The organism is Catenulispora yoronensis (assembly GCF_039531695.1).
In the GTDB taxonomy this organism is placed as follows: Bacteria; Actinomycetota; Actinomycetes; order Streptomycetales; family Catenulisporaceae; genus Catenulispora; species Catenulispora yoronensis.
Genome location: NZ_BAAAQN010000015.1, coordinates 152,770 through 168,747, shown reverse-complemented (window position 1 = coordinate 168,747; position 15,978 = coordinate 152,770). Strand labels below are relative to the sequence as shown.

Here is a 15,978-nt window from a genome sequence, read left to right as displayed (position 1 = left end):
TCACCCCACCGCCCCACCCAGCTTCACCGTCACAAAAATCGCCGTCCCCGGAATCACCTTCCCCCGCAACGGCGACCACCCGCCCCACACCTCCGTCAACCCCGCCGGCCACTCCGGCTCCACCACATCCACCAACCCCAACCCCGCCCCCGCGATCTCCCGAACCCGGTCGCCGAACGTCCGATGATGCTCCGCATAAGTCGCGATCCCGCGCTCGTCGAACTCCACATACGGGCGCCGATCGAAATACGAGTCCCGGGCCGTCAGCCCCGCCTCCGACGGATCGTCGGGAAACGACCACCGCACCGGGTGCGACACCGAGAACACCCATCGTCCGCCCGGCTTCAGCACCCGGGCCGCCTCGCGCATCACCGCCGCGCTGTCCGCGACGAACGGCACCGCGCCGAACGCCGAGCACACGATGTCGAACACGTTGTCGGCGAATGGCAGCCGCGTGGCGTCCGCCTGCACCAGCGGCACCGACTCCACAACCTTCGCGTTCTCCCCAACCCCGACCTCAACTCCGACTCCGACCCCGACCTCCGCCCCAACCCCCCGAGCCGCATCGATCCGCAAAGAATGCTCCAACTGCCCCCGCGACAGATCCGAAGCCACCGCCAGCGCCCCCTGCCCCAGCAACCACCGCGAGCACTGCGCCGCCCCCGCCCCCACCTCCAGGATCCGCTTCCCCGCCAACTCCGTCCCCAGCAGGTGCGCGTCCGCCTCGTCCAGCCCCTCCGGGCACCAGACAAACCGGTCATCGCCCAGGAACCGGCCGTGTTCGGCCTGGTATTCGTCGGCGTTGGCGTCCCACCAGCCCCGGTTCGCCAGGATCGTGGCGGAATCTGACAGGTGACGGCGGGCCACGCGGACCGTATCGTTAACTTCGGTTCCGGGGTCGCCGAGCTCAGGTGACTCTTCCGTCACACCGGTCACAGTGCGGGCTTCCTTTCAGCGGTGCGTTGCGAGACGATCACGCAGGTTGAGACTGTAGCGGGCGGGCCCGGTGGGAGCGGGCGCGCCTGAGGGTGGCGCCGACGCCGCCGGTCGAGCCGGGTATCGGATTGACCACGCATGCGTACGACCCGTATTCTGGGCGATGCGCTGCGGGCAGGTTCTGAATCTTCTTCGCTGGACACCCGATCCTCGTCGACCGTTCGGCTCTTGACTTGTGACGGACTTTCCCACCAGCGCCGTCCCCGCCGCCCGGTGGGGCCGTCGCCCACCCAGATGTCCGTATCCGGAGCCCCCTTCCCCATGACGAGCAGCACCGAGACCGCCCGAACGCCTCAGGTCGCCATCAACGACATCGGTTCGGCGGAGGACTTCCTCGCCGCGATCGACCAGACCATCAAGTACTTCAACGACGGCGACATCGTCGAGGGTGTCATCGTGAAGGTCGACCGGGACGAGGTCCTGCTCGACATCGGTTACAAGACCGAGGGTGTGATCCCGTCGCGGGAGCTCTCGATCAAGCACGACGTCGACCCCAACGAGGTCGTCGCCGTCGGTGACCACATCGAGGCCCTGGTCCTCCAGAAGGAGGACAAGGAAGGCCGCCTCATCCTGTCCAAGAAGCGTGCGCAGTACGAGCGCGCCTGGGGCACGATCGAGGAGATCAAGGAGAAGGACGGCATCGTCACCGGTACCGTCATCGAGGTCGTCAAGGGCGGCCTGATCCTGGACATCGGGCTGCGCGGCTTCCTGCCGGCCTCGCTGGTCGAGATGCGCCGGGTCCGGGACCTGCAGCCGTACGTCGGCAAGGAGCTCGAGGCCAAGATCATCGAGCTGGACAAGAACCGCAACAACGTGGTCCTGTCCCGCCGCGCCTGGCTCGAGCAGACCCAGTCCGAGGTGCGCCAGAACTTCCTCACCACCCTGCAGAAGGGCCAGGTCCGCTCCGGCGTCGTGTCCTCGATCGTCAACTTCGGCGCGTTCGTGGACCTCGGCGGCGTGGACGGCCTGGTGCACGTCTCGGAGCTGTCCTGGAAGCACATCGACCACCCCTCCGAGGTGGTCGAGGTCGGCCAGGAGGTCACGGTCGAGGTCCTGGACGTCGACATGGACCGCGAGCGCGTCTCGCTGTCCCTGAAGGCGACCATGGAGGACCCGTGGCAGACCTTCGCCCGCACCCACGCCATCGGCCAGGTCGTGCCGGGCAAGGTCACCAAGCTGGTGCCGTTCGGCGCGTTCGTCCGGGTGGACGAGGGCATCGAGGGCCTGGTCCACATCTCCGAGCTGGCCGAGCGCCACGTGGAGGTCCCGGAGCAGGTCGTGCAGGTGGGCGACGAGATCTTCGTCAAGGTCATCGACATCGACCTGGACCGCCGCCGCATCTCGCTGTCGCTGAAGCAGGCGAACGAGGGCCTGACCGGCGACATCGAGACCGACCAGTTCGACCCGGCGCTGTACGGCATGGCCGCCACCTACGACGACCAGGGCAACTACATCTACCCCGAGGGCTTCGACTCCGAGACCGGCGAGTGGCTCGAGGGGTACGACGCCCAGCGCGAGGTGTGGGAGGGGCAGTACGCCGAGGCGCACGCGCGGTACGAGTCGCACCAGAAGCAGATCTCGGAGGCCCGCAAGGCCGACGCCGAGGCCGGGGTCCAGGAGAACGCCGAGGGCGCCCCCTCGTCCTACTCCTCGGGCGTGGTCGAGGAGAGCACCGGCGGCGCCCTGGCGTCCGACGAGGCCCTCGCGGCGCTGCGCGAGAAGCTGTCCGGCGGCCAGAGCTGACGCTCCCCGTCCGGCCCGCAGTCCGGCCCGCGGCCCAGGCCGTGACCAGCGACCGGCCGGCCGCGGTGTGAGCCGTGACTGAGAATCGCCCCGTCCGCGAACAGCGGGCGGGGCTTTCGCTATTGTTTCGACGTGTACCTGACCGGATCGAGGACCGCACGCCGCATCCAGGACGCCCGCGCCACCCGGGAAAGGGTGCCGTTCAACGTCAAGATGCTGGGCGTCGTCAGCCTGCTCACTGACGTCTCCTCGGAGATGCTGGTCGCGGTGGTCGGCTACTACCTGCTGAACGTGCTGCACGAGTCCCCGACCGTGATCGGCTTCCTGGACGGCCTCTACAACGGCATCCCCGCGCTGCTGGCCATCCCGGCCGCCTATCTGGCCGACCGCTGGCAGCGCCGCAAGCTGCTGGCCGGCCTGGGCTACGGCGCCTCGGCGGTCACCAAGCTCGGCTTCCCGCTGGTCGGCCCGTCGTTCGGGGGTCTGAGCGGCCTGCTGAGCGCCGACCGGTTCGGCAAGGGCGTCCGCACGGCGCCGCGCGACGCGCTGATCTCGCTGTCGACGCCCCCGAAGATCATGGGCCGGGCGTTCGGTGTGCACCGGATGCTGGACAACATCGGCGCCATGATCGGCCCGCTGATCGCCTCCTTCGTCCTGCTGTGGACCACGAAGTTCGGCACCGAGCGCCGCACCTTCGACGCGCTGTTCGTCATCGCGTTCTGCGTCGCCGGCATCGGCCTGGTGGTGTTCTGCCTCTATGTCGTCGACCAGCGTGACGAGCTGCGGGAGCGTTCGGCGGCGTCGCTGGGCGCGGCGTTCGGCCTGCTGCGGCAGCGCTGGTTCGTGCTGTGCGGCCTGGCGGTGGCGCTGCTGGGCTTCGCCTGGGTGAGCGACACGTTCGTCTACCTGACGCTCGCGCACCGGATGCACCTGACGGCCTCGGAGTACGCGCTGCTGGCGACCGGCACGATGGGCACGTTCGTGGTCTCCGCGGTCGCCGTCGGGGCGCTGGCGGACCGGATCGGGCGCTGGAAGGTGTTCGTGCTCGGACACCTGCTGCTCGTCGTGGCCTACCTGACGCTGTCCGCGGACGTTCCCGGCGTGGTCATGCTCGTGGCGGCGCTGGTCCTCCCAGGACTGGCCTACGCGGCCTCTGACGGCGTTCTGATGGCCTATTGCAGCCCTCATATCCCGGCGGCTCTGCGGACGTCAGGCATAGCCGTGATGCAGTCGATAGGCGCCGTCGCCGGGTTCGTGTCCTCATTGGTGTTCGGCGTAGCGTGGTCGCACAGCGATCCCGCTTCTGTGATGCGGTGGTTCGCGCTCGCCATGGCTGCGGCTGTGGCCTTGGCGACGTTGCTCGTGTCGCCGTGGAAGGAACATTTCAGTGACTGACGATCTCCGCGAGGAAGCGGAGACCAAGACCCAAGAGCCCGCACCGACTCACGACAAGCGCGCCAAGATCCTGATCTCCGCTATTGCGGTGCTGGCAGTAGTCGCCGTCGCCGCGGGTCTGGCCGCCTTCCTCGGCCGCTCCAAGCAGCGAGCCGGCGTCGTCGGAAGCTTTACGGTGGCCGGCGGGCAGCTCACCTATAGGACGACGGTCCAAGGGCCCGACTTCGGGAAGGTCGTGGAGCAACCGCTGGCCGCCGCACAAGGCGCCGCGCCGACGCTCTCGAACATCCCGTGCGAGCGTTCCTATACAGCTTCCCGCGTACTGCTCTGCCTTCAGTCCGAGGGCGATCTCATGAGCCAGCCCTATGCGGAGATCTACGACAGTTCTCTTAAGCAGATCAAGAAGCTTGAGATCACCGGCACCCCGAACCGCGCGCGCCTGTCCGCCGACGGTCGCATGGCGTCCTGGACCACCTTCGTCACCGGCGACTCCTATACGCAGCCCGGAGCGTCCACGCGTACGTCGATCCTGGATCTCAAGACAGGCGCCTACATCGATTCCCTGGAGGCCTTCGCCGCGACCGTGGACGGGAAGCCCTATAAGGCTGTCGACGTGAACTACTGGGGCGTTACTTTCACCGCCGACGACAACACCTTCTACGCGACCATGGGCAGCACCAGTAAGACGTGGCTGATGCGCGGCGATCTCAAGGCACACACGCTGACCGCTCTGCGCGAGAACCTGGAGTGTCCCTCGCTCTCCCCGGACGGGACCCGCCTGGTGTTCAAGAAGCGGGTTTCCGACGACATCCGGCGTCCCTGGCGCTTCACCGTCCTCGACCTGGCCACGATGAAGGAGACGCCGCTGGCCGAGACGCGCAGCGTCGACGATCAGGCGGCGTGGCTGGACGCGCACACCGTGATGTACGCGGTGCCGCACGACAACGACCCCGGCAGCGACCTCTACGCGGTCCCCGCCGACGGCGGCGGAGCCCCGCGCCTGCTGGCCCTCAACGGCATGTCGCCCTCGGTGACGTCGGGATGAGCCGCTCCTACCCACGCGTAGGACCGATCCGATAGGTTGCCAATCATGCGGACCCTCTCGACCTCGCACCGAACCGGCCGGACGATGACACGCATATCCGGGCTCGGCGTCGCCGCCTTGGCGGCCGTCTCCCTGGTGGCGTGCGGCGGCAGCAGCGGCTCGGTGAAGGGCGATACGTCCACCAGCAAGGGCGCCGGCTCCTTCCCGGGCTCCCAGTCGTCCACGGGCGCCTCCAGCCCCAGCAGCGCGGCCCCCAGCTTCGACCCGGCCGCCGGGCCGCTCGTGGACGCCGCCCAGCTGCCGAAGACGTGCAGCGGCCTGGTGACCGACGCCGACATGCAGCTGGCCCTGGGCAACCCGCTCAGCGGCGGCGACTTCTTCCAGCCCTTCCAGCCCAACGCGGGCTACAAGCAGACCGGTCGCGTGGTCTGCCAGTACGGCGTGGTCCTGGACGCCGCCGGCAAGATCGCCTCCAACCAGGTCGAGGTCCAGCTCGCGACCTACGCCGACGCCGCCAGCGCCCGCAGCCGCGGCGCCGCCACCGTCGGCAACCTGGCCGGCAGCGGCGCCCAGTACGCCCCGATCTCGGTCGCCGGCCACCCCGCCACCTACGTGACCGAGGCCGGCAAGGACGTGGTCCTGGTGATGTTCGACGGCAACCGCACCTTCCTGATCACGGTGCAGGAGGCCCTGGTCAAGGGCGACGACGCGAAGGCGTTCGTCCTGAAGATCGGCGAGGCCCTGTACAAGCACACCACGCCGACGGCTCCCGCGACTCCGGCGACGCCCGCGACCCCGGCCGCCTCCGCACCGAGCACCCCGGCCGCCTCCGCACCGAGCACCCCGGCCGCCCCGGCCAGCCCGGCCGCGCCGAGCACCCCGGCTTCGGCCCCGGCCTCCTGAAGCGCGGGCATCAGCCGTCCGACCGCTGGTGGTGGGTCGACTCGGATCCCTGATCAGGAAGCTGGGACGAGCGACTCCTCGGCGGACTCCGCCGTGCCGGCGGCCTGCTCCGCGCGCGGCCCGCTCGTACCCGCCGGCCGCATCGCCGTCACCAGCACGGCCAGCCCGACGAAGATCAGCGTGGCGACCACGCCGGTGACGTGCAGCGCGTCGGTGAACGCCGACCGGGCCGTGTGCAGCAGCGACGCGGCCTCCGGCGCCGGCAGCCGCCCGGCCGCGGCGAGCGCGCCGGGCAGCGAGTCCGACGTCCCGTGCGCCGAGCCCCGGTACACGGCCGCGGCCGCCGCGCCCAGCACGGCGAACCCGAGCGATCCGCCGAAGTAGTTGCCGGTCTCCGACATCGACGCGGCCGAGCCCGCGCGCTCCGGCGGCACGCTGCTCATCACCAGACCGGTGCCGAGCGCGAACAGCGGGCCGGTACCCGCCGCCAGCACCGCGATGCCGGTCATCAGCAGCGGCAGGTCGCCGCTGCCGTCGACCAGGGTCAGCAGCGCCGCCCCGGCCGCCGAGACCACCAGTCCGGCGGCGATGGCGGTCGCCGGGCGCAGCCGCCGGGTGAGCGCCGGGGCGGTGATCGTCCCGACCGCCACGGCCAGCCCCATCGGGGTGAACAGCAGCGCCGAGGCCATCGGCGAGCGGCCCAGCACGCCCTGCAGGTACTGCGTCACCAGCAGACCGGTCCCGGCCATGGCGGTGCCCGCGAAGACGAGCGAGATCAGCACCGCGCTGAAGCCGGGGTTCCGCAGCAGGCGCAGATCCAGCAGCGGAACCGGGATGCGCAGCTGCCGCCGGACGAACACCGCGCCGATCGCCGCGCCGATCACGAGCGCCGCCAGCGGGACCGCCACCGCGTGCCTGGCCGTGGTCGCGACGGTCAGCTGCTTGATCCCGTAGACCATCGGCAGCACCGCCGCCAGCGACAGCACGACGCTCGCCGGGTCCAATCGGCCGGCGCGGTCGCTGCGGTACTCCGGAAGCAGGAACGGTCCGGCCAGGGCCAGCAGCACCATCGGCGGCACCGCGGCCAGGAACACCGAGCCCCACCAGAAGTGCTGGAGCAGGAACCCGGCCAGCACCGGGCCGAGCGCGCCGCCGGCGAACTGGCAGGTGGCCCAGGTGGCGATGGCGCGGCCGCGCTCGCGCTGGTCGTGGAACATGTTCGTGATCAGCGCCAGCGTGGACGGCGCCAGCGTGGCCCCGAACACGCCCAGCAGCGCGCGCACGACGATCAGCGTCAGCGGATCGGTCGCGAACGCCGCCACCAGCGACAGGGCCGCGAACCCGGTGGCCCCGGCCACCAGCAGCCGGCGGCGCCCGATCCGGTCCCCGAGCGTGCCCATGGTGATCACCAGGCCGGCCACCATCAGGCCGTAGCTGTCGCTGATCCACAGCTGCTGAACGTTGTTCGCGCCCAGGTCGGCTGCCAGGTGCGGCAGCGCCAGCAGCAGTGCCGTCACATCCATGGCGACGATCAGGGTCGGCAGCATCAGCAGGGCCAGGCCCCACTTCGCGCGGTTGGTCCGCATCCTCGGTGCTCCTCGGGTCTCGGTTTCACGGGGTTCCGCCGTCTCGCCCGGTGGCCGGAGCCGCCGCCGGGTTCTTAACATCGGCGTCGGCGCGCGCCGGAAAAAATCTCGGCGCGGGATGTCAAGATCTGCCTGGCGGCTCCGGCTACCGAGTGGAAGGGCCCCCGACGGGCCCGGCGACCCGAGGAGTGACGACAGATGCAGTTCGTGATCAGCATGCACATCAACCCGGCCGTGCTGGACGCCTTGACCGACGAGGAGCGGCAGGCGCTCGGCCAGGGCCACGGCGAGTTCCTCGAGGGGCTGAAGGCCTCCGGGGAACTGATCATCACCCAGGCCCTGGTCGACCCGTCGCAGGCGGCCGTGGTCCGGGTCCACGACGGGCAGCGGGTGGTGACCGACGGCCCGTTCCTGGAGGCCAAGGAGTACCTCGGCGGCTTCTACCTGGTCGACGTCGAGGACCGGGACCGCGCGCTGGAGCTGGCCGCGCAGATCCCGGACGCCGCGATCGAGGGCCTCGGCGTGGAAGTGCGGCAGGTCCTCTTCTCCGATGGACAATTGGAGGCATGACCCGAAGCGCTGTCGAGGACCTGCTCCGCGAACTCACCCCGCAGGTCCTCGGGGCGCTGGTCCGCCGCTACGGCCGCTTCGAGGGCTGCGAGGACGCGGTGCAGGAGGCGGTCCTGGCGGCGGCTGTGAAGTGGCCGTCGCAGGGGCTGCCGGACAACCCGCGCGCCTGGCTGACCACCGTCGCCTCGCACCGGCTGATCGACCAGATCCGCAGCGAGAACGCCCGGCGCGAGCGCGAGGAGCTGGCCTCGGCGGCGGACGTGCCGCCGGAGGACGTGCCGGACACCGACGACACGCTGCTCCTGCTGTTCCTGTGCTGCCACCCCACGCTGACCGCGGCCTCGCAGACCGCGCTGACGCTGCGCGCCGTCGGCGGCCTCACCACCGCCGAGATCGCCCGCGCGTTCCTGGTCCCGGAAGCCACGATGGCGGTCCGGATCAGCCGTGCCAAGCAGCGCGTCAAGGCCGCGGGCAGCACCTTCGAGCTGCCGCCCGCGCCGGAGCGCGAGGAACGGCTCCGGGTGGTGCTGCACGTGCTCTACCTGATCTTCAACGAGGGCTACACCGCCTCCTCCGGCGCCGTGCTGGAACGCGTCCACCTCGCCGACGAGGCGATCCGCCTGACCCGCCTCGTGCACGCCCAGCTCCCCGACGACGCCGAGGTCACCGGCCTGCTCGCGCTGATGCTGCTCACCCACGCCCGGCGCCGGGCCCGCACCACCGCCGACGGCGACCTGGTGCCGCTGGCCGAACAGGACCGCGGCGCGTGGGACGCCGACCTCGTCGCCGAGGGCCTGGACCTGGCGAAGTCCTCGCTCAGCGGCACCGACCTGGGCCCGTACCAGCTCCAGGCCGCCATAGCCGCCACCCACGCCGTCGCCGCCACCGCCGCCGACACCGACTGGCGGCAGGTCCACGCGCTGTACCTGATCCTGGAGCGCATCGCGCCCAACCCGATGGTCACGCTCAACCGGGCCATCGCACTGGCCGAGGTCGAGGACCCGCAGGCCGGGCTGGCGGTGCTGAAGGAGTTGGAGGAGGACGAGCGGATGGCCAAGCACCACCGGCTGCTGTCGGTGCGCGCGCACCTGCTGGAGCTGGCGGGGGAGCGGGACGCCGCCTACGAGGACTACCGGCGCGCGGCGAAGGCTACGGCGAGCAGCGCGGAGCAGCGGTTTTTGGAGGAGCGGGCGCGGCGGCTGCGGGGGTGAGGTGGTGGTTGCGGGAGTGAGGTGGTTGTAGGTGTGGGATGAGGTGGCTGAGGGCGTGAAGTGGTGGTTGCGGGAGTGAGGGGTGAGGTGGTTGAAGGGGTGAGGTGGTTGGTGGTTGAAGGGGTGGGGCGGTTGGTGGTTGAAGGGGTGAGGTGGTTGGTGGTTGGTGGTTGAAGGGGTGGGGTGGTTGAAGGGGTGGGGTGAGGCGGCTGAGGGCGTGAAGTGTGGTGGTTGCGGGAGCTCCTTGGCAGAGCGCGCTGTATTACCGTCGTGCCATGAGCGATCCCGCCACCGCCCGCCGCCTCGCCGCGTCGCTGCCCGAGGCCGAGGACCAGTCGGAGCCGGAGTCCTTGGCGATCCGCCTGCGGGGCAAGCTGTTCGCCTGGAGCTACCTCGAACGCGTGGACGGGACCGGACCTCGCGTCCCGCAGCTCGACGTCCTCGCGGTGCAATGCGCCCACGAGGAGAAGGAAGCACTCATCAGCGCGCGGCCCGACGCCTTCTTCACCACCGAGCACTACCGCGGCTACCCGGCGGTGCTGGTCCGCCTCGCCGAGATCGACGACGACGAGCTGCGGACGCTGCTGGTCGCCGCTTGGCGGATGCGCGCCACCAAGACCATGGCGCGGCAGTACGCTGACGAGCTCGACTGACGCTGACCGGCGGGGACCGCGCTCGCCATCCCGGCCCGGTCCCTCGCGCGCCTGCCTGACCGCTCAGTAGCTCCGCAGCGCCACGTCGCCCGGCTGCTTCGCCGACCCCACCAGGCCCTCCGGCGACGGCGGCAGGTTCGGCGTCGACGGATGCGCCAGTCCGGCCGGACCCGCCGCGAACGCCGTCAGGATGTTGTCCGTCATCTGCGTTATCACCTGCCGCGACTCCGGCGGCGTCGGCGCCAGGTGCAGACAGTCGCCGGACATCACACACGGCCAGTACGTCGTCCCGGCGTCGAAGATGCCGGCCTGCGACGTGGCCACGTAGTACGTCGTCGTGGCCATGCCGGCGTGCCCGTTGGCGTACCGCATCGGCATGGCCGCCAGCACGTCTATGTCGCGCGGCGTCGTCGGCTTGTTCGGCTCCACCTGGTCGTACTCGCCGCCGACCGTGTTGCGCAGCACCTGCCCGACGGCGACGCCGGTGTTCGCGAAGATCCACGAGCCCGGATGCAGCACCCGCAACGACCCGTTGGCGCCCAGATAGCCGTAGCCCTGCCCGAGCAGCGACGCCTCCGGCCGGCTCAGCGGCGGCTCGGCCCAGTTCACCGTGGCCTGCGACGGATCCGCCGCCGCCACAGTGTCGCCGACCGTGGTGCGCCGGATCACCACCCGCCGGTCCGGGCCGGTCGGGGAGCCGGTCAGGCGGGCCGCGGTGTAGACGCCGTTCGCCCCGAAGAAGGCCAGGTTCACCCCGGCCTGACGGGCCGCGACGGCGCCGTCGTACATCCGCTTGGTCCAGTACTCCGAGTGCCCGCCGGTGACGACGCCCTTGTGCAGCTTCAGCTGGGCCGGATCGCCGTCCACGTCCAGGTCGGTGAAGTAGTCCGTATCGATGCCGAGCTTTTCCATCTCCCGGATCACCGGCAGCTCGTACTGGTACGGCGAGTAGTAGCCGCCGTCCTCGTACGGACGGTCGAAGCTCACCTCGGAGCTCGCCGCCGCCTTCCGGGAGGAGTCGGCGTACGCCGAGTGCCCGCCGAAGGTGTTGTAGGCCTGGTATGTCAGCACACTGGCCTGGAAGCCCAGCGGCGCGGTGTCCCCGTCGGCCCGCACCACCAGCGGGATCGACGACGGCGTCTGCCCCGGCGCGCGCACCACCAGCAGGTAGTAGCCGGGGGTCCACTGGCCGGTGATGTGGAAGGTCAGCGTCGGCCTCCACGGGGCCTCGGTGAGCAGGTCCTTCCCGGTCACCGTGGCCTGCGCCTGCGGCCCGAGGCTCAGACGCTTGGTCTGCCAGACCAGGCGGCCGCCGGCGCCGTCGTAGTAGCCCATCCGGTACGCCGACAGCGTCGCCCCGGACACCGGCACCGGCGAACTCAGGTACGCGGTCACCGTGTCGCCGCACTGGACGCTGGACCGGTTCAAGTACCCGTTCACCGACCCGGCGCGCGTGTGCTTCGCGTCCTGCCACGCGGTCGTGCCCGGGATCTGGTTCTCCTCCCGCAACCACCCGGCGGGATGCTCGGGCGCGCAGTCCGGCTCCCCGGCCTTGATCCCGGCCGACGGCAGGATCTCCCCGCCGGCCTTCCCGGATTTGCCGTTGTCGCTGGGGAACAACCCGCCCCCGGGGTGCGTCCGCTCCTGCGCGCTGACCGCGGTCTGCTGATCATCGATCACCGGCGCCGACCGCGGCCCCGGCAGGTCCGCGGCACAGGCGATGACGACGGCCGCGGCCAGCCCGAGCCGAGTCGCCCGGCCGGCGAGGGAGACACCGCGCCAGAGGTTGAGGCCGTCGAGGGGGGAGGAGGGGGCCGAGATCGGGGGCGCTGTCGGAGTCGGGGCCGGGATGGTCGGCGGCGCGGCGTAGACCGGCAGGTAGTCGGCCGGCGGCGGTGGTTCGGCGGGGGACAGGAATGGCGGGAGACCCGCGGTCTGCGCGTTCGCGGGTGATTCGGTTGTCGGCTCAGCATGCTGCTCGGTCAGTGCACCGGCCAGCGCCAGCACAGCCTCGGTCACACTCGGCAGCTCGGCCGCAGCCGCGCTCGCACCCCCGTCCGTCCCCGGATCGTCCACCGACCCGGGAACCATGGCGCCCCCCGTCATGCCGCCCGAACCCGGGAAGCCCCAACCCGCGCCAGCACGCGTCCCCGCACTACCAGACTCCTGTTCCGTTGTCCCGCCGCGGGCACCGCGCTCCCGCCGCGCCCCACCCACCTACTTGACGTAGTCAGAGCACCGCCAGGTTGCCTATCCTCGCGGACTGATTTCGCCGAGCGCGGGCAGGCGTGCGCGGACGCGCCGCAACCCGACCGTGCAGGGGGTGGCGACAGGCTACTGACAAGCGGTTCCGGCGGCCTAACCGGCAGGTGTCGGCGGTCCGATCCCGACGTCGGACTGCGCCGCCGCCGAGCCGATCAGCGCCCGGGCGGCCGGTGCCGGGCGGTGCGTGGACGGGTGCCGCTTCCCGGCCGGGCCCTGCGCGAAGTCCCGCAGCACGTTGTCAGTCATCGCGGCCAGCAGCTTCGAGGTGCCGGGGTCCGTCTCGTGGTTCTTGCACGACGCGGTCAGCTGGCAGTCCCAGTACGTCATGCCCCCGGCGAACACCCCGGCCCCGGACGCCGCCGAGTAGTACGACATGGTCGCCATCGTCGGCTGCCCGCTGAACAGGATCGGCGCCGCCGCGATCACGTCGATGTCCTTCGGCGTCGCGAAGTCGTTCTTCACCGTGTCGTACTCGCCGCCCAGCGAGGCCTTCAGCGTCTGGTCCTGCGTCACACCGGTCCCGGCGAAGATCCACGAGTCCGGCTGCAGCACCCGGAACGCGCCGCCGTTCGCGCCCAGCTCGCCGTACGCCGGCCCGACCAGCGTCGCTTCCGGCCGCTGCAACTCCCGCGAGTCCCACAACACCGTCGCCTGCGCCGGATCGCTCTTGGCCAGCGGATCCTCCGCGGCCTGCCGGTACACCACCATCCGCCGGTCCGGCCCGGCCGGCGACGGCTCCAGCCGCGCGTGCCAGTACACCTCGTTCGCGCCGAAGAAAGCGATGTTGGTCCCGTTGTCGCGCGCATAGACGGCCGCGTCGTACATCCGCCGCGTCCAGTACTCCGAATGCCCGCCGATCAGCAGCGCCTTGTGCGCCGCCACCTGGCTCGGCCGCCGGTCGACGTCCACATCCGTCGTGTAGTCGACGTCCAGGCCCAGCTTCTCAGTCTCCGCGGCCAGCGGGATGTCGTACAGGAACGGCGCCTGGTAGCCGTCGCCGTTGTACGGCCGGTCGAACGACGCCACCCGTGAACGGTCGGTCCGCTTCCCCGACTGGTCCTTCGGACCGTAATAGAGGCTGTACCGTCCGTAGTTGTTGTACGCCTGATACGTCAGCACCGACGCCTGCAACAGCAACGGCGAACTCCCGCTGCCCGGCACCCCGTTGCCGTCGCTGTCGTCCCGCACCACCAACGGGATCGCGTCACCCGCGTCATGCGGCCGCGCGCGCACCACCAGTAGATAGAGACCCGGCGTCCAGTCCTCCGTGATCGGTATCCGCGTCGCGACCGGCCACGACGCCTCGGCCGTGTACGTCGGCGGCCCCGAGTACTTCACCGGGCTCGCCGTCACCGACACCTTCGGCGTGCTCCACACCACCCGGCCGCCCGCGCCGCCGTACCAGCCCATGCGATACGCCGTCACCGACGCCGTCGACACGTAGCCGGACAGGTGCAAGCCCACCGTGTCCCCGCACGCCGCGCTGACCTGGTCCAGATAGCCCGCCACTATCGACGTGTCGGTGTCGAAGCTCTCCCGCCACCCCGCGTCCCCCGGCCGCGCGTTCTCCGCCCGCGCCCAGCCCGCCGGCCGGCGCCGCGTCGCGCACGCCGCCGACGACGGCTTGTCCCGGTCCGGAGGCGGCGTCCCCACCTTCGACGGCGGCTCCGGCGTCTGGGTGCTCACCGTCACCGGCGGACCCGGCTTCGCCGCCGCCGGCGCCGAACCGCCCGTGCAGCCGTACCCGATGGCGAACACGCCGGCCGCCAGCACCGCCGAACCCGCGACGGACTTCCAGCGCGCCGTCTTGCCCGCGGTGGCCACAGAGGGCGGTTTGTCCATCGGCATCCGTTCCAGACAGGGGGTGGCAAACGGTGGCACTCAGTGACCCCGTTCGTGCATCGCAACGTTAGCCTTCTAAAGACGGCCATCGCGAAACGAACGGAGCCCCATGGAAGCCTCAGAAGGCGACACCCTCAACGTCGGCCTGACCGGCGGCATCGGCTCCGGCAAGAGCGAAGTCCTCAAACGCCTGAAGGCCCACGGCGCCACCGTCGTCGACGCCGATCTCGCGGCGCGCGCCGTCGTCGAGCCCGGTACCGACGGCTATGACGAGGTCGTGAAGGAGTTCGGTTCCGAGGTCGTCGGCCCGGACGGCGCCCTGGACCGGGCCCGCCTCGGCGCCGTCGTCTTCGCCGACCCGGCCCGGCGCGCCGCCCTCAACGCCATCGTCCACCCCCGGGTGGGCGCCCTGATGGCCGAATGGGCCGCTTCCGCCCCGCGCGGCGGCATAGTCGTCTACGATATTCCGCTGTTGGTCGAGGGCGGATCGGACCGCGGATACGCGGCGGTCATCGTGGTCGACGCCGACGACGAGGTCCGGTATGCGCGCCTGCTCGCCAACCGCGGCATGTCCCGTGAAGACGCGACGGCGCGGATGGCGGCCCAGGCCTCGCGAGCGGACCGGTTGGCGGCGGCGGATTACGTGATCGCGAACAACGGGTCGCTGGCAGACCTCGACCTGGAAACGGACCGCCTGTGGTCCGAACTGGTCACGCTCCGCGATTCAAGGATCCGATAGGTTAACCCGGTGACATCCCTCCCCACACAGTCTGCCGAAGCACAGGTGCCGAACTCCCAGCCCGCGGCGACCTCTGCTTCTGCTGCCGACCTCCCCGCCGACTTGCGCAAGCGCCCCTCTTTGCCGGTGGCCCTGGTGCTCGCGGCCAGGCCTCGGCAGTGGGTGAAGAACGTGCTGGTGCTGGCCGCCCCCCTGGCGGCGGCCAAGCTCGGCCAGGCCGACGTGCTGCGCACCTCGGCGATCGCGTTCGTGGCGTTCTGCTTCGCCGCGTCGTGCATCTACTACATCAACGACGTGATGGACGTGGAGTCCGACCGCCGGCACCCCAAGAAGCGGTTCCGGCCGATCGCGGCCGGCTGGGTGCCGATCCCGGTGGCGCTGGTCGTCGGCCCGGTGTGCGGCGTGATCGCGCTCGGGATCGCGCTGCTGGCCAACTGGACCACGGTCCTGGTCGTCGCGGTGTACATGGTGCTGCACATCGTCTACTCGCTGTGGCTCAAGCACGTCCCGGTCCTGGACCTGGCGATGGTGGCCTCCGGCTTCCTGCTCCGGGCCATCGTCGGCGGCGTGGCGGCCGACCTGGAGCTGTCGCAGTGGTTCCTGCTCACCACCGGGTTCGGATCGCTGTTCATGGTGGCCGGCAAGCGCTACTCCGAGATGGTGCTGATGGGCGAGGACGCGGCCTCCTCGCGCAAGTCGCTGTCCGAGTACTCGCAGAGCTACCTGCGCTTCGTGTGGCAGGCCGCGGCCACGATCACCGTGGTCACCTACTCGCTGTGGGCGTTCTACCTGGCCTCCACGCCGGACCTGGCCCACAAGTCGGCCAAGCCGTGGCTGGAGATCTCGGTCATCCCGTGGGTGTTCATCTTCCTGCGGTACGCGATGTTCATCGACGGCGGCAGCGCCGGCGAGCCCGAGGACGTGGTGCTCAAGGACCGCGTCATGCTGGGCCTGGGCGTGGTGTGGGTCGCGGTCTTCGCCACCGGGGTGATCCTGGTCGGCTCCCGCGGCTGAGCCCCGCGCCGGCGGT

The 15,978-nt window shown here is 70.8% G+C and carries 13 protein-coding genes; 9 read left to right on the top strand and 4 right to left on the bottom strand.

Features of this window, described 5'->3' with window-relative positions; translation table 11 throughout:
* A complete protein-coding gene (locus tag ABD481_RS15560; protein WP_344666355.1) occupies window positions 1-867 on the bottom strand; it encodes a class I SAM-dependent methyltransferase in 867 nt (288 codons plus the stop codon).
* 390 nt (window positions 868-1,257) lie between these two features.
* Here ABD481_RS15560 and rpsA point away from each other — a divergent pair, with 390 nt between their 5' ends.
* From rpsA to ABD481_RS15540, 4 genes are all read left to right on the top strand, one after another.
* On the top strand, window positions 1,258-2,739 hold the full coding sequence (gene rpsA, locus ABD481_RS15555) for a 30S ribosomal protein S1 (protein ID WP_344666354.1): 1,482 nt from the start codon (window positions 1,258-1,260) through the stop codon (window positions 2,737-2,739).
* Window positions 2,740-2,871: 132 nt separating this feature from the next.
* The gene (locus tag ABD481_RS15550; protein WP_344666353.1) at window positions 2,872-4,134 is read left to right on the top strand and encodes an MFS transporter; all 1,263 of its coding nucleotides are present in this window, start codon (window positions 2,872-2,874) and stop codon (window positions 4,132-4,134) included.
* The gene (locus tag ABD481_RS15545; protein WP_344666352.1) at window positions 4,127-5,179 is read left to right on the top strand and encodes a TolB family protein; all 1,053 of its coding nucleotides are present in this window, start codon (window positions 4,127-4,129) and stop codon (window positions 5,177-5,179) included. The genes ABD481_RS15550 and ABD481_RS15545 overlap by 8 nt, the downstream gene beginning before the upstream one ends.
* 45 nt (window positions 5,180-5,224) lie before the next feature.
* Complete coding sequence (locus ABD481_RS15540) at window positions 5,225-6,082, top strand: hypothetical protein (protein ID WP_344666351.1); 858 nt, start codon at window positions 5,225-5,227, stop codon at window positions 6,080-6,082.
* 53 nt (window positions 6,083-6,135) lie between these two features.
* Here ABD481_RS15540 and ABD481_RS15535 read toward each other — a convergent pair whose 3' ends face one another.
* Entirely contained in the window at window positions 6,136-7,668 is a 1,533-nt protein-coding gene (locus ABD481_RS15535) for an MFS transporter (protein ID WP_344666350.1), read from the bottom strand.
* Window positions 7,669-7,866: 198 nt separating this feature from the next.
* On the opposite strand from ABD481_RS15535, the gene ABD481_RS15530 reads away from it, so the two are divergent.
* From ABD481_RS15530 to ABD481_RS15520, 3 genes are all read left to right on the top strand, one after another.
* Complete coding sequence (locus tag ABD481_RS15530; RefSeq protein ID WP_344666349.1) at window positions 7,867-8,238, top strand: YciI family protein; 372 nt, start codon at window positions 7,867-7,869, stop codon at window positions 8,236-8,238.
* On the top strand, window positions 8,235-9,449 hold the full coding sequence (locus ABD481_RS15525) for an RNA polymerase sigma factor (protein ID WP_344666348.1): 1,215 nt from the start codon (window positions 8,235-8,237) through the stop codon (window positions 9,447-9,449). Before ABD481_RS15530 ends, ABD481_RS15525 begins: the two co-directional genes overlap by 4 nt.
* A 275-nt stretch (window positions 9,450-9,724) precedes the next feature.
* Window positions 9,725-10,102, top strand: a complete 378-nt coding sequence (locus ABD481_RS15520) for an MmcQ/YjbR family DNA-binding protein (RefSeq protein WP_344666347.1) — start codon at window positions 9,725-9,727, stop codon at window positions 10,100-10,102.
* Window positions 10,103-10,165: 63 nt separating this feature from the next.
* Here ABD481_RS15520 and ABD481_RS15515 read toward each other — a convergent pair whose 3' ends face one another.
* Both ABD481_RS15515 and ABD481_RS15510 read right to left on the bottom strand, forming a co-directional pair.
* Window positions 10,166-12,208 carry a N,N-dimethylformamidase beta subunit family domain-containing protein gene (locus ABD481_RS15515; RefSeq protein ID WP_344666346.1) on the bottom strand — a complete coding sequence of 681 codons (2,043 nt, stop codon included), beginning with the start codon at window positions 12,206-12,208 and terminating at the stop codon, window positions 10,166-10,168.
* Window positions 12,209-12,460: 252 nt separating this feature from the next.
* On the bottom strand, window positions 12,461-14,209 hold the full coding sequence (locus ABD481_RS15510; RefSeq protein ID WP_344666345.1) for a N,N-dimethylformamidase beta subunit family domain-containing protein: 1,749 nt from the start codon (window positions 14,207-14,209) through the stop codon (window positions 12,461-12,463).
* A 109-nt stretch (window positions 14,210-14,318) separates the two neighbouring features.
* Between ABD481_RS15510 and coaE the strand changes: the two genes are divergently transcribed.
* Together coaE and ABD481_RS15500 are read left to right on the top strand one after the other, a co-directional pair.
* Entirely contained in the window at window positions 14,319-14,948 is a 630-nt protein-coding gene (coaE, locus tag ABD481_RS15505) for a dephospho-CoA kinase (protein WP_344666344.1), read from the top strand.
* A 9-nt stretch (window positions 14,949-14,957) separates the two neighbouring features.
* On the top strand, window positions 14,958-15,962 hold the full coding sequence (locus ABD481_RS15500) for a decaprenyl-phosphate phosphoribosyltransferase (RefSeq protein ID WP_344666343.1): 1,005 nt from the start codon (window positions 14,958-14,960) through the stop codon (window positions 15,960-15,962).
* The last annotated feature ends 16 nt before the right edge of the window (window positions 15,963-15,978 follow it).

Bases quoted from the DNA above. Each gene is read 5' to 3' on its own strand.
- rpsA (WP_344666354.1), top strand. From the start codon at position 1,258: ATGACGAGCAGCACCGAGACCGCCCGAACGCCTCAGGTCGCCATCAAC.
- ABD481_RS15525 (WP_344666348.1), top strand. From the start codon at position 8,235: ATGACCCGAAGCGCTGTCGAGGACCTGCTCCGCGAACTCACCCCGCAG.
- ABD481_RS15540 (WP_344666351.1), top strand. From the start codon at position 5,225: ATGCGGACCCTCTCGACCTCGCACCGAACCGGCCGGACGATGACACGC.
- coaE (WP_344666344.1), top strand. From the start codon at position 14,319: ATGGAAGCCTCAGAAGGCGACACCCTCAACGTCGGCCTGACCGGCGGC.
- ABD481_RS15535 (WP_344666350.1), bottom strand. From the start codon at position 7,668: ATGCGGACCAACCGCGCGAAGTGGGGCCTGGCCCTGCTGATGCTGCCG.
- ABD481_RS15520 (WP_344666347.1), top strand. From the start codon at position 9,725: ATGAGCGATCCCGCCACCGCCCGCCGCCTCGCCGCGTCGCTGCCCGAG.
- ABD481_RS15515 (WP_344666346.1), bottom strand. From the start codon at position 12,208: ATGACGGGGGGCGCCATGGTTCCCGGGTCGGTGGACGATCCGGGGACG.
- ABD481_RS15510 (WP_344666345.1), bottom strand. From the start codon at position 14,209: ATGGACAAACCGCCCTCTGTGGCCACCGCGGGCAAGACGGCGCGCTGG.
- ABD481_RS15530 (WP_344666349.1), top strand. From the start codon at position 7,867: ATGCAGTTCGTGATCAGCATGCACATCAACCCGGCCGTGCTGGACGCC.